Origin of the sequence: Devosia sp. 1566 (assembly GCF_004005995.1) — a bacterium.
Classification (GTDB): Bacteria; Pseudomonadota; Alphaproteobacteria; order Rhizobiales; family Devosiaceae; genus Devosia.
Window position 1 is genome coordinate 86,125 of record NZ_CP034767.1, and the last position, 13,767, is coordinate 99,891.

General features: G+C 59.7%; 12 protein-coding genes. 5 read left to right on the forward strand and 7 right to left on the reverse strand.

The genetic code is table 11. The annotated features are described in order from the left end of the window. Positions 1–226: 226 nt before the first annotated feature. Entirely contained in the window at positions 227–583 is a 357-nt protein-coding gene (locus ELX51_RS19845; RefSeq protein ID WP_164854681.1) for a hypothetical protein, read from the reverse strand. Between the two features lie 308 nt (positions 584–891). Between ELX51_RS19845 and ELX51_RS00365 the strand changes: the two genes are divergently transcribed. From ELX51_RS00365 to ELX51_RS00380, 4 genes are all read left to right on the forward strand, one after another. Then, complete coding sequence (locus tag ELX51_RS00365; RefSeq protein ID WP_127751647.1) at positions 892–1,554, forward strand: response regulator transcription factor; 663 nt, start codon at positions 892–894, stop codon at positions 1,552–1,554. Then, complete coding sequence (locus tag ELX51_RS00370; RefSeq protein WP_127751648.1) at positions 1,551–2,924, forward strand: HAMP domain-containing sensor histidine kinase; 1,374 nt, start codon at positions 1,551–1,553, stop codon at positions 2,922–2,924. The genes ELX51_RS00365 and ELX51_RS00370 overlap by 4 nt, the downstream gene beginning before the upstream one ends. A 765-nt stretch (positions 2,925–3,689) precedes the next feature. Beyond that, positions 3,690–4,181, forward strand: coding sequence for a DUF892 family protein (locus ELX51_RS00375; protein WP_127751649.1), 492 nt, complete (start codon positions 3,690–3,692; stop codon positions 4,179–4,181). A gap of 403 nt (positions 4,182–4,584) precedes the next feature. Continuing rightward, positions 4,585–5,898: an esterase-like activity of phytase family protein gene (locus ELX51_RS00380; RefSeq protein WP_127751650.1), complete on the forward strand. Its 1,314-nt coding sequence runs from the start codon at positions 4,585–4,587 to the stop codon at positions 5,896–5,898. A gap of 587 nt (positions 5,899–6,485) precedes the next feature. On the opposite strand, the gene ELX51_RS00385 is transcribed toward ELX51_RS00380, so the two are convergent. The 5 genes from ELX51_RS00385 to ELX51_RS00405 form a co-directional block, all read right to left on the reverse strand. Continuing rightward, positions 6,486–7,250, reverse strand: coding sequence for a phosphodiester glycosidase family protein (locus tag ELX51_RS00385; RefSeq protein ID WP_127751651.1), 765 nt, complete (start codon positions 7,248–7,250; stop codon positions 6,486–6,488). A gap of 52 nt (positions 7,251–7,302) precedes the next feature. After that, positions 7,303–7,671, reverse strand: coding sequence for a VOC family protein (locus ELX51_RS00390; protein ID WP_127751652.1), 369 nt, complete (start codon positions 7,669–7,671; stop codon positions 7,303–7,305). A 233-nt stretch (positions 7,672–7,904) separates the two neighbouring features. After that, positions 7,905–8,288: a response regulator gene (locus tag ELX51_RS00395; protein ID WP_127751653.1), complete on the reverse strand. Its 384-nt coding sequence runs from the start codon at positions 8,286–8,288 to the stop codon at positions 7,905–7,907. Between the two features lie 163 nt (positions 8,289–8,451). After that, positions 8,452–9,438, reverse strand: coding sequence for an aldo/keto reductase (locus tag ELX51_RS00400; RefSeq protein ID WP_248305204.1), 987 nt, complete (start codon positions 9,436–9,438; stop codon positions 8,452–8,454). A gap of 141 nt (positions 9,439–9,579) precedes the next feature. Beyond that, complete coding sequence (locus tag ELX51_RS00405; RefSeq protein WP_127751655.1) at positions 9,580–10,521, reverse strand: AraC family transcriptional regulator; 942 nt, start codon at positions 10,519–10,521, stop codon at positions 9,580–9,582. A 97-nt stretch (positions 10,522–10,618) separates the two neighbouring features. Here ELX51_RS00405 and ELX51_RS00410 point away from each other — a divergent pair, with 97 nt between their 5' ends. Beyond that, positions 10,619–11,365, forward strand: coding sequence for an SDR family oxidoreductase (locus ELX51_RS00410; RefSeq protein ID WP_127751656.1), 747 nt, complete (start codon positions 10,619–10,621; stop codon positions 11,363–11,365). A gap of 205 nt (positions 11,366–11,570) precedes the next feature. On the opposite strand, the gene ELX51_RS00415 is transcribed toward ELX51_RS00410, so the two are convergent. Beyond that, entirely contained in the window at positions 11,571–13,562 is a 1,992-nt protein-coding gene (locus ELX51_RS00415; protein WP_127751657.1) for a BCCT family transporter, read from the reverse strand. Between the last annotated feature and the right edge of the window lie 205 nt (positions 13,563–13,767).

Here is a 13,767-nt window from a genome sequence, read left to right on the forward strand (position 1 = left end):
GCGATGAACCCGGCACGCCTCGCTGAGGCGGATCCGCGACCTGCCAATGGTCAGCTGATTGGTCGGTAAAACGGCACCAGAAGTGCGGGGGGATACTTCTGGCGCCGTTTTCTAGCCGACGCTCCAAGAGTGGGCAATCCAAGAAGGCATGGGACCTTGGAAGTCAACGCCACCACCATAACCCACCTGCAGTGACCCATCGGTGATAGGCTTTGTCAGGCGTTTGTCAGGCAACAAGGGGTACAATTTCGTTATGCCAACTCGCACCCTCATTGCTGCGCTTGCTCTTTTCGCCCTGCTTGGCCAGCCAAGCTGGGCGCAAGGCAATGGAAATGGGAATGGGAATAGTGGAGGGGAAAGCCGGGGCAGCGACAGCGGGAATGGCGGGAACTCCAGTGGAGGGAACGGAAACGGAAATGCTGGTGACCGGGACGGCAACGGCAATAATGGCGGCGGTAATAACGGCGGCGGCAATAATGGCGGCGGCAATGGGAACGGCAATGGCAATTCGGGTAGTGCCGGGGAAGCAGGTCGGTCCAATCCGGGCGACGAAAACGCTGGGCCTGGCAACAATTCGGGCCATGGGGGAGGAGGGACTGGCAGCAACGGGCGCGCCAACGCTGGAGCGCCGGGTCAGTCGCGATCCAGGGAAGAGCCGGTTGGGGAAAGCCCGGAACGATCAGCTCTAGAAGCAGTGCGCTCCGGCAAAGCAGTTCCACTCGAAAGCTTGCTCCCCGATGTGAGGGCCAATACTGGCGGCGAGGTTATCGACGCTGAGTTGCTAACCGTGGACGGCTTCCTGCTATACGGCATCAAGGTACTGACGCCGGCTGGCCGCGTCAGCGTTCAATATTACTACGCCAATTCGGGCCGACCCGTGAGGGGCCGCTGATGCGGGTGCTGATTGCCGAAGATGACGATCGGATCGCCGAGACGCTCGTTGCGGCGTTGAGCCGCGCCGGCTTTGCCGTAGAGCGCGAAAGCGATGGTGAATCGGCCTGGTTCCGCGGGGACTCCGAGGCGTTCGACGCCATCATTCTTGATCTCGGCTTGCCGCAAATGGATGGGTTGACAATACTCAAGCGCTGGCGCAACGCCGGGCGCCTGACGCCGGTACTGATCCTGACGGCGCGGGGCCAGTGGGAAGAACGAGTTGACGGCATCGAGGCGGGAGCTGATGACTACGTGGTCAAGCCCTTCCACATGATGGAGATCATCGCCCGGATCCGCTCCCTCGTCCGAAGGTCCGCGGGCCTTGCCTCCTCGCGCATTTCCTTTGGGCAATATCTGCTCGACACGCGCACCATGCAGGTCACCAATGATGGCACTCCCGTTGATCTGACGCCGCAGGAATTCAAGCTGGTTGCCTACCTCGTGCACCAGCGCGGACGGGTTGTGTCGCAACTCGAGATCACCGAGCACATCTATAACCAGGATTTCGAGCGGGACTCCAATGCCATCGAAGTTCTTGTCGGGCGCGTACGCAAGCGTTTGGGCCCCAATGTGATCAAGACCAGGCGTGGCTTCGGCTATGTGCTCGGTGACGAGGGGTGAGACCCAGATCACTTCGCCTGCGCATGATGGGATTGGCCCTGATCTGGGTGGTTCTGTCCCTTCTGGGCGCAGCGCTGGCTCTGCAATTCCTCTTTACTCTCAATATCGAGCGCACCGCGCGCGCCGAAATGGCGGCAGCATTGAACCGGCTGGCGGCAGAAATCGTGCCGGAAGTGGCGACGCCCGCAATTGGCACGCCCCTGCCGGACCCGCTTTACTCAACCCCATTTAGCGGCCGATATTGGCAGATCGAGGCGCTCGACAATGGCGGGGTCACCCGGTCCAAGTCCCTTTGGGACTTCGTACTGCCCACACCGCCGGTCGCCACTGGTGGCGAGCTACTGCATTATGCCGAAGGCCCAGAACAGCAGCCGCTAATCCTGCTGACCCGCAGACTGGAGCTGGAGACTTCGACCGGTGAGCGACCCTTCCTAGTCACGATTGGGGCGGACCGCTCCGCCCTTGATGCCGCCAAAGTGGAATTCGCCTGGGACGCAGCCAAAGTGCTGGCCATGCTGGGCGCCATTATCGTGCTGGCGGCCTGGGTCCATATCAAGCTGGGCCTCGCCCCGGTTCAGTCAGTGCGCCGCGGAGTGGAGGCGATCCGCCGGGGCGAGGTGGAGCGGCTGGAAGGGCCCTATCCCAGCGAGCTTGAGCCGCTGATCGATGAAGTCAATGAACTCCTCGCCACGCGCGATGCCGCTACAGAAAAGGCCCGCTCGCGGGCTTCCGACCTCGCGCACGGACTGAAAACCCCCCTTGCAGCCCTTACCGGAGTGGCCGAACGGCTTCGCAACAGGGGTAATCCCGCCGACGCGGACATGATCGAAAGCCTGACGGAGGAAATGGCCGAACGCATGGATTATCAATTGCGGCTCGCCTCCCTGCGCGTGCGAACCGCCGCCCATGTCGCCAGCGCGTCCCTGAACACCGCGGTGATCCGCACAATGACAGTGCTCAAGAAAACCGGCCACGGCGAACATCTGCACTGGGTGGCGCAACTGGGCGATGATTGTGACGTCGACATGCACCGCCAGGATCTGCTGGAGCTGGTTGGCATTACCCTCGAGAACGCGGCGAAGTGGGCCCATAGCAGGGTTTCGGTGCACAGCCGAAGGGATGGTGGTTTCGCGGTGCTCGAAATTGGCGATGATGGCCCGGGCATACCCCCCGAGCAGATTGCCCAGCTTGGCATTCGGGGCCGCCGACTGGACGAGAGCCGGCCAGGAACTGGCCTCGGCCTTGCCATGGCTGCACAGATTCTGGACCTGAATGGCGGCTCAATGCAGTTCGGCCGCGCCGATGCAGGTGGGCTTTGCGTCACACTACGAATGCCGCTTTCGCTAGCTCGACGCCGCGCAGGACCTTAAGCGGCCGCGACTGCTTCGTCTGGAGTGTAGGCGTTCTGGTTTTGATTGGCCGCTACGTCAGCTGCGGGCGCTTGCCCCAATTGGGCGCTGATGATGAGCCCTGCCGCAGCAAGGCAGCCAAGGGACAAACAGCAAAGGATCATAAATGCGGTGACCATGAGAGTGCTCGCTTGCGAATAAGGATCGGCCTGACCAAGAAGGACGAAGCCTGGTTTTATCCAGGCATGACGGAAGAACGAAGCAAACTCGCCAGCGGTTGCGTGTATTAATTAATTGTCGCTCCGTGTGTAGCCTGACAAATCGATAACCGGACTGTCATGATCATGACAGGAAGTGCGCTGCCAAAACAATACCGAAGTAGTGCTTTAATATATATCATTCGCCATCGACGATTAATCAACGAACGACACAGTGCGTTTAGCCGTATATTGTAGGCGTCTCTCCGGACGCTGCTCCACTAAGATGTGTTTGGTTATCATGCCCCGGTCGAACCTAGGGCTCGAGCAGCCTGGCAATTCGGAGCGGAGCCAACTTGGGTAGCTATTCCACGGCAGGCGAGCAGTGCAGGGCCTGCGTGTCCACCTCCGGCATGCACGCGTTGACGCGTGTGCTTACAATCTGGTCTACGCCAGCGCCGGAGAGCATCAGCCCGGGGCGTGGCAGCGCTGCAGCCATTATCCGCTTGATCTAAGTGCAAGCCCAGGCAACGTTTCCGCACCTGTCCAGTTGACCAACACCCCTATCGATTCAATCTGGGACATGAAAATGGCAACGGAAAAGACACTCAGCGACGCTTTCTACGAAGCTCTCAAGGATGTTTACTTCGCCGAGCGCACCTCGGTGCGGGCACTCAAGAAGGCCGCGAAAGCCGCCAAGCACCCCGAGCTCAAGCAAGCCCTGGAAAAGCATGGCGAAGAAAGCGCGGAACAAGTCGAGCGCCTTCAGCAGGTGTTCGAAATCTTCGGAAAGGCGGCGCGAGGCAAGACCTGCGAGGCTATCCAAGGTTTGATGGCCGAAATGGAAGAGCATCTGGAGGACTTCAAGGACAGTGAAGCCTCGGATGCCGTTCTTATCGGGAGTGCTCAGGCAATGGAGCACTATGAGATTGCTCGTTATGGCATGCTGAAGTCATGGGCGCAGCAGCTGGGACTGAAGGATGCGGCGGACTTGCTGGAGCAGACCCTCAACGAAGAAAAGAACGCAGACCAGTTGCTCACTGAACTTGCAGAAAGCTCCGCGAACCAGCAGGCCGCTTAACCAGAGCTAGCTCAACACCGATTTGGGCCCGCCTGCCTCGGTAAGCGGGCCCACTGTTGCTCAATGAGCATCGCGCGTGCGCGCGCTCTGCCCATGCCAGGCTCAGGAATGGGGAGCTAGCCGACGAGATCATTGCATCATGCGTCGGACGTGTGCCCCACCACAGACGGGAACAGCTGCCGTTTAAACGACGGTCGGGCCGATCCCGCATATGAGGCGAATTCGGCGGCTCAGGCTGCCGCCAATCTTGAGAGCAGCCCTGCCGCGTGCCCAATTGCATCACTCGAACCCAGCATACAGCGGCAGCGGCTCGCGTGGTTTATGACAGGGCTTTCATGCCGTTGTGATGGTTGCGACATGCGAGGTGACTAGGAAGAAGCGTCAGTTTCTCCTGGAGAATACAATGCTTAAAGCTCTCGCGCTTGGCGTCAGCCTCAGTTGCCTTTCCGCTCTCGCCCTGGCTCAGGACGGCGCCGAAGGTCCGGCAAAGTTCGACGCTGTGCTCAAGGCTCATGCGCAATTGCCCGCCCAGACATTCCTCCCGGTCCCGGCCGACGCGCCTCCCGGCCTTCAGCTTTCGGGCCGTTTTACCTCTGGCACGCGGGTCGAGACGCCTTACGGCTGGGACAATCCGGCTTCGGGTATTGCTATGCCTTTTCCGGGTCAGCCCCTCCAGGGCATGAGCGGCGTGCGTTCGCTCGGCAATGACCGCTTCCTGTTTCTGACGGATAATGGCTTTGGCAACAAGGCCAACTCCGCCGACGCGATGCTGATGTTCAACATCCTCAAAATGGACTGGACCGCCGGCAAGGTTGGTATCGAGGAAACGATCTTCCTCAAGGACCCCAATCGGGTCGTGCCGTTCCCGATCGTCACCGAACATAGCGACAGCCGGTATCTTACCGGGGCTGACTTCGACCCTGAGTCGATCCAGCCTGTGGGCGAAAACTACTGGATCGGCGACGAGTTCGGCCCTTGGTTGATCGAAGTTGACGGCGAGGGCGTCGTGTTGCAGGTCATCAAGACCAATCCTGGCGGCATCGACTACAGGTCTCCGGACAACCAGTTTACCTCGCAGCCTGCGGCGGGCGCGACTGTCACCGGTATCAACACCGGCCGCTCCGGTGGCTACGAAGGCATGGCGCAGTCAATGGACGGGAAAACGCTGTATCCACTGCTCGAAAAGCAGTTCTACGATGAAGAGGCGGGGTCGCTGGAGACCGTAGACGGGCAGCCGGTTATTCGCATGCTGGAATTTGATGCCGCTGGCGCATCGTGGAGCGATACGGTTCGCCGCTATCCGCTCGATGATGCCGGCCACGCCATCGGAGACTTCAACCTATTTGAGGGCACCCGTGGCCTGATCATTGAGCGTGACAATAATGAAGGTGACGATGGTCGCGAAAAGGCCGCCGCCTTTAAGCGCATCTATCTGGTTGATCTCGCCCGTGCAGACGAGAACGGCGTGCTTGAAAAGATCGCCTATATCGACCTGATGGCCATTCAGGATCCCGATGGCATTGCCCCGCGCGGCAGCAAGGACGGGGTCTTCACGTTCCCATTCGTGACCATCGAAGACGTCGACTTGGTCGATTCCACCACCATCATCGTCGCCAACGATAACAACTATCCCGGCTCCACCGGTCGTGAAGCCGGCCGCGCCGATGACAATGAGTACATCCTCCTGGACGTCGCCGACTTTCTCGCCGCCCAATAGGCAAATTGCAAGGTGAGGAGGTCTCCTGACCTCCTCACCTTGCTCAATCCTGGACTGGGTAGTGCCTAGCGGTTCTAGTCGCCAACGCTCTCCAGGCTGCAGCCTGGTCGTCATTTCTGCAGCGGCACCAACGCCGAGCGTTTTCTATTTACAAGAAGGGAGCCAGGGAGCCGCTCCTCGTCCCGTACTCGCCTTAGATTTCTGCCGATACTGCTGACACCAGTGCCCACGCGATTACGGCGAGGCCGGCCAACAATCCGCCGCCTTCCCGCTTCTTTGGAGCCGTGGCCTGATCCTTGCTCGCTGACGGAGCGCGCACATTCTTTTGCATCGCAACCTCCTCACTTCGTGCTCGACCTTAGCGGGAACGATGATGCGCTTGCCGATGGCCCAACTCAACACACTGTTGTTCACAGTCGCTAGAGCAGGGAAGCTGATCGACGCCGGCATTGCCGATGATGTTGCTGAGTTCAGGTCCAGCCGCAGGCCGAGATCGACACCGTGTTCCGCAAGGTCTGGCTCGACCTGTTCTCTTCCTGGGGCCGCCCTGCGGCCGGGCGATCTCATCAATAACGCTTCGGGAGCTGCTATTTCACCAGACCAAACATCGGTCCAAAGCCACCATGCCATGAGTAGTCTCGCCGACCCAATGCTGGATCGTAGATGCCCGTGCCCCGCCCCCCATCAAGGAAGAGCGCATTGGGACACTGAAGATGATCCCGGAACAGTTCGGCAAAGTCATGGAAGTTGACATTGCCGGCGCTGATGGCGAGGCGCACTTCGCCCTCTTCGCACACACCGATGCCGCTTCGGCGGGTTCGATCGGAAGAGCCGGGGATCAGGAGCGGATGGATCTCGCCCTCGATCACCAGCATGGGGCCGGACTGGGTGGCGAAGCGGGCAGGGGGGCGCCCTGCTTGGAAGGCTTCGGTGGTTAGAACGCCCGCGCCTTCCTCGCTGAGGAAAAATACTCCGTTCGGCTTCTTGTAGAAATTGGGCACTCGGCCAGGTTCCGCGTTGACGGAGTTGGTGTTTAGCGGCCGCAATTCCCTACCGTCTTCAACGTAAAGCCCTGAGGGGGTGAAATCGGGCAAGTACATCCCTGCGTTCATCGCGAAACCCAGCTTCTCGCCTTGACTTTCCACGGCGTCAGCGAGTTCGCGAAAATGCCGGAAGGGACGCCCATCTGGGGACCGCCAGTACAGGCGCAAATCATCGCTCGCCGGGTCCACGGTGCAAACAAGGTATCCGTTGCCTGCAAATTGCTGCGATGCGCAATGTTGTGCCTGCGCGCGTTGAGACGACAGCAGCAGCAACAACAACAGGAACGTTCCTCGCAGTATCCACGCCATGCTCGTTCCTTTTGTTCTAATCGCATTGACCGCACTGATGAGGGACTGAGCCCTACGCTGGCAGATCCGACACGATCTGCAGTCGGTTGCCGAAGGGATCAAAGACATGGGCATAGGTGACCATGCCCGGTACGGGAACCGGGTCTCCGCATTCGACGCCTCTGGCCCGGAGCGCTGAGACCGCTTCAGCACAGTTCTCGACGTTCAGGACCAAGGTGGTGTGATGCGAAGCAAGGAATTCACCAGTCTCGGGCAAGGTGATCGCAAGGTTTCCGCCGCTCCCGCCAGTCGAAAATTCAACCCAGGCGATCTCGGGAAGATCATAAACGGGCTCACCGAGCCCAAATATGTCCCGGTAGAAATCGCGCGCAAGGTCAAGGTCGGGCACTGTGATGGAGACAACGTTGATGCCCTTGAACATGGCAGCTCCTCACGACTGCGTGGATGGGCCCGACGCGTCAAAGCCTGCGCAACTTTGCGGATACTGAAAGCGATGACTCGGCAGGGTTCACCATCTTAGTAGTCTGCAATGAGACAAAGTGGAACAACCGCGGTGTTGTTCGTCCAGCCGTCTTGGCGCGCCTATCGTTCTTTTTGGCGATACTGGCAATTGCGGGAATGCTGCGCCAGCCGCAGAGGCAACAAGCTTGGCGGCTATGCGTGAAACTGCTCACTCGCGGCAGTGAGACGACGGATCAAGTCTCCGACCGTGTCCAAGCTATATGGCTTGCCTACGAAAACCCCGCGAGGCGGCAGGTCGTCATGCGTTACGTTGCGGTGCCCGGATGTCACTATGACCTCGATCGGCGGCCAGGCGTCCTTGACCATTGTCGCCAGCTCCAGACCATCCACATCACCGGGCATGTCGACATCGGTAAACAGGCATTCAAAGCGCTTGCCGGATTGGAAAATGGCAATGGCTTCCCTGGCGTTTGCCGCTTCTACCACCTCAAGCCCTTGATCCGTCAGCTCCTCGACAGTGTTCATTCGGAGCAGGGCTTCATCCTCCACGACGAGGACGGTGATCTTGCTGGTCATGGCTTCCTCGATGCACTGGTTGGAGGGCAACGCAGGACCTGTAGGATCGATCCTTGTCGGCCCGAGGTTGGTGTCCGAAGGGTCGCTTTTTGACAGGTCCGGGCGGCGGCAGCGTTTCAAGTCAACCATTCGGATCAGCGGCGGCATCCCGGATTTCTTCACCTCATCTCGAGGGAACAGGAGCATCAGCTCGCAGAAGACCGCGCGCTTTCAATTCAGCCCAGAAGGCAACAGGTATGTCCCGCAACATATCGCTGTGGTTCCGAAAGGGGTGGGCGGGTTCTATTCCCCCCGGAATAACTGAAGCCACAAGCGGATGGTGCAGGGGGAATTGCAACGCTGCGGCGGCTAGAGAAATCTCGTGATCCCGGCAAACCTCTTCCATCCGGCGTACTCGCTCGCTCTCCTCGGAGGTCGGCTCGTGATAGTTGTATCGAGCTCCAGGGACAGGGCCCGTGGCCAGAATGCCTGATGCAAGCGGGGCGCCGACAATGATACCGACCGCTTTTTCCTCGCACAGGGGGAATTCCCGATCGAGTGCAGGCTGCTCTGCCAAGGTGTAAGGAAGCGCGACAAGAAAAAAGTCGAGCTCAAGGCATTCGAGGAACAAGGGGATGGTGCCGATCCGGTTGACCCCCGCTCCAATCGCTTGAACTCGCCCAGCTTGCTTCAGCTCCTTGAGCGCTCTGATGCCCCCGGTGGCGAGTTGGGCAAGGTGGGCCTGCACCAGGGCATCGGTGCCAAAGCTGGTGCGATCGAGATCGTGGATGATCAGCATGTCGACCCGGTTCATGCCCAGGCGCTGGAGGCTATCCTCATAGGACCGCATGACGCCCTCATAGGAGTAGTCGTGGTAATAATCGAACGGCAGAGCAGTTGGGGCAAACCGATCCGAGCTCCGGAAGGCGCGGATATTGGCGGGCGCGACGAAGATGCGACCGACCTTGGTCGACAGGATCAGCTCGTCGCGCGGCTTGCTCGCCAGCACCGTCCCAATCCGGCGTTCGCTCAGCCCGCGTCCATACCACGGCGAGGTATCGTAGAAGCGAACCCCGGTCTCCCAGGCCGTTTCAACTGTAGAGGACGCTTGGGTCTCCGACACTTCAGTACTGCCCAGCCCGGCTGCACCGAACCCCAGCCTGGGCAGCATGAGGTCTGACCGGCCAAGGCGTTTGAGTTCGAAAGGCTCCATGACTGGTCCTAAGAATGAGGGGGCCGTTCAATCAATGGGCTTTTCCCTCATGCGTTCCGCGGGTCAGCAGATCGGCGGTTCGAACCATTGATAGGGCCGCTAAGAAGCCGTAGGAACGGTTGTACGCGCCGATGCGTGGTCCAGTTCGGTCAGGCCTGCATACTGGCTCGGCGGCAGGCCAACGAACCGGGAAAACGCGACGCTGAATGCACTTGCGGAGCCATAGCCGATGCGGCTGGCGATTTCTTTCATGCCCCCATCCCTACGCCGCAGCATGTCCTTGGCGAGGGCCATGCGCCAGGAGAGCAGGTATTCCATCGGCGCCATGCCGGTTTGCTTTTGAAAGCGATCAAAGAACACCGATCGAGACAACATGGCCGCCTTCGCCAATTCATCGATCGTCCACGCCTTGGCTGGTGTTCCGTGCATGAGGCGAATAGCTGGGCCCAGATGGCGGTCCGCCAGGCCACGCATAATACCCGGCGTTTCCGGGCTCGCGGAGTTCGATCGCAAGGCTTCGATCAACAGCAATTGCAACAGGCGCTCGAGCACGATGTCTTTCGCTGGTCGGGTGTCTTGGGCTTCGTTGCGGAGCATCCGGACCAGATCGGTAAGGCGAGCCTGGCCCCTGACAAGAAGCACGCGCGGCAGCAAGGCCACAATGAGGGTTGAGTCTGGAGAGCCGAAAGACAGTCGACCCACCAACACCCGCATATTCGGATGCCCACTTGGGTCGCCGTGCCGGGTCTCCTCCCCAAGCCGGGTCACCCGCAGGGGATCAACACCTTCCTCCACGTCGGCTTCACTGCTCGACATGGTGAAGCGACAGGATGCCGGAACGAGCACGAAGTCATTTGCTTTCAACTCTGCTTCCGGTTCCCCATCGACGCTGAGCCTCGAAGAGCCGTCCAGAATGACGGCGAAGAACGGGCTGCCTTCAGCTGCGCCCTCCACGCGCCAACTGCCTGAACCACTGGCGGCCTTCGAGAAGGGCATGCTCGGCTGCAGCATGGTGACGATTTCGGCGAGGGGATCGATCAATCGGACGCTCGCTGATGCAAACACGAGGCTCTATCATAGCGCGTCCTCCTTGGCAGGTCCACATAAGCAACTTCGAACTCCGCCAAGGGATCTTTCCATGAATACCGTTCTCATCACAGGCTGCTCGTCGGGCTTTGGTCTCGACATCGCCAAACACTTTCTGGGCCATGGCTGGAAGGTCATTGCCACAATGCGGTCCCCGCGCCTGGATCTGTTCCCGACCTCGGAGAACCTGGTGCTGCTGCCGCTCGACGTGACCAAGGACGACAGCGTAGCCCGCGCGATCGAGGCCGCAGGTCCGATCGATGTTCTCGTCAACAATGCCGGTATCGGCTGGCTAAACGCTCTGGAGGGCACGCCGATAGATGTCGTGCGGTCCGTCTTCGAGACCAACACCTTCGGAACGATGCGGATGGTGCAGGCCGTGCTGCCTCAGTTCCGGGCCAGGAAGGCGGGGCTCATCATCAACGTGACCTCGAGCGTCACGATGAAGCCGCTGCCTCTGCTTTCCGTCTACACCGCAAGCAAGGCCGCCGTGAACGCATTTACCGAATCCCTCGCCATCGAGCTTGCGCCCTTCGGCATTGCGGTGAAGATCGTTCTTCCTGATGCCGCACCTGACACCAGCTTTGGCACCACAGCTCTTTCCCGCCTGGAGGACCATGGTGGCTTCCCCGACGCCTACGCCGATTTTGCGGAAACGGTGTTTACGGCCATGAGGGCGCCTGGCGCTCCTAAAACCCGATCCTCCGACGTGGCGGAGGCCGTGTGGTACGCGGCAACCAACCCGGCAGCACCAGTGCGTATTCCGGCCGGCGCCGATGCGCTTGCGCTCGCTGACTAGTCGGAGCTTCGAGAAGTCCGATGCCGACCGTTTAGGTCCGCATCGGATCGAGGATGAGCTTGATGGAAGCTTTCAGAATTGAAAATTCGTCCCGCATGGCCGGAATGAGCCGCTTGCCGCCAGGGGGCACTCCCACTCTGCCTTCGCGTTGCGATGGTATATTTCAGCTCCAACAGCGTCCCAGCCGGCAAACATCGCCGGCATGTCAGCTATCCAGCGTGTGTTCCGGAGCCCCATGGAGGAGCTGGGACTCCGGGGCTTGTGTAAGATGAAGGTAGCGTTCGAACTGTGCCAGCACGTCGGCAATCAACTGATCGCGATGTAAGCCCATGACATCATAGCCGCGCCCACCACTGGAGAAATAGGTGCGCGCCTCATAGCGCGGTTCTGGTTGGCCGGTCGCGAGAGGGGCAAAATTGGCGACTGGCTGGGATGCAACGCTGACGCCATAAACAAAATCGCGCACCCCTTGGGCAGGAGAACGCAAGGCAACAGCGCCAGCTTCGTCCGCTTCAACCCAGGCGGGCCGACCACGTGCGGCCAATTCACGTGCGACCTGTTCGAGCGCGGGTCGAACCTCTGTGGTGATGAAGCTTTCAACTTCTTGCTTGCTGGGAGCCCGCATCATCAAGGCTAAGCGGCGTTGCCAGGTTAGCTCTACAGCCGCATGGGCGGGCACGGCAGCCGCGCCACCTTGGGGATATAGCTGTGCCAGGTCGGCGCGCATTCCGAGGTACAACGACCAAACCAAGCCCAGCATGACGAAGGTGAAGGGCAGGGCGGTGGCAATTGTTGCCGACTGCAATGCGCCCAAGCCTCCGGCCACGAGGAGCGCTGCGGCAACAATTCCTTCCATGAAGCACCAGAAAACCCGCTGGCCGGTGGTGGTCTGGGTCTCGCCACCTGCGGCGATGGAATCGATGACCAATGAACCTGAGTCTGCTGAAGTGACGAAGAAAATGGCGACCAGAAGTATTGCCAAAATTGAGGTGATGTTGCTGAACGGAAGGTATTGGAAGAAGTGGAAGAGGCCAGTTGAAACATCCGCCGCAATAGCCTGTCCCACTGCGCCTGCTGCTATACCCGTGTCGATGAAGATTGCCGTGTTGCCGAAAATAGTCATCCAGATGAAAGTGAAGCCGGCGGGAATGAAAAGCACCGCAGTCACAAACTCCCGAACGGTGCGACCGCGGGAGATACGGGCGATAAACATCCCGACAAAGGGAGACCAGGAAATCCACCAGGCCCAATAGAACAATGTCCACTCGTCGATCCAGGGTGTCGGCTGGTAAGCGTAGATATTGAAGGTACGTAGTACCAGGCTATCAAGATAAAGCCCTAGGTTCTGTACCAGATCACGAAACAACTGTGTGGTCGGCCCCACGACTAGCACAAACAGCATCAGTAGGATCGCCACTACCAGGTTGGCTTCCGACAAAATGCGCACGCCGCGGTCCAATCCAGTGGCGACCGAGACGGTCGCCAGCGCCGTTACCAGCGCGATAAGCGGCAGTTGAACAACAGGACCGATGGGAACACCCAGCAGGTAAGCCAGCCCTGCATTGATCTGGGAAACACCCACCCCGAGGGAGGTCGCTATGCCGAACATGGTGCCGACAATCGCAAAGATGTCGACCGCATGGCCGATGGGACCATTGATACGCTCCTTGAGCAGCGGATAAAGACCCGAGCGAATAGTTAGCGGCAGCTTGTAGCGGTAGCCGAAATAGGCCAGCGACAAGCCGACCACCGCGTAGATTGCCCAAGCATGGATGCCCCAGTGAAAGAAGGTGACGGTCATAGCTTCGCGCATCGCGGCAATAGAGCGGGGCTCGGCTGTCGGGGGTGCCATAAAGTGGGTCATCGGTTCGCCCACCGCATAGAACATGAGGCCAATCCCCATGCCGGCGGCAAAAAGCATGGCGATCCACGAGGTGAACCTGAAATCGGGCGTGGAATCATCGGGGCCGAGCTTGAGGCGCCCATAACGGCCAAAGCAAAGGAGCACGACGGTGATAAGGAAAATTCCGACGGCCAGCAGGTAGAACCAGCCGAAGCTCTGCAAAATACCGGCCTGCATTGAGCCGAAAATATGATCAGCTTGGTTCGGGAAGAAAACCCCGATCGCGACAAAGGCCCCTATGACGAGAAGGGACCCGAAGAATACCGGCTTGTTGATGATGAAGGGCTTTAACATGCCGCCATGTCCTTGAGCGTCGTGTCAGCGCATGACCGAGCCCAAACGCTGTCAGCTGCGGTGGTGATGTCCAGGGTGTAAAGCGTCGACAAGGCAGAGGTTCCGAACCGGCCCTAGGCGAAGACGCCACCCGTGGCCCGCCCGGGCGGACCGTCAGAAGTGGTCCTGGACAGTTCAATCGATCCTGGTAGTGGCGGGTTTACCA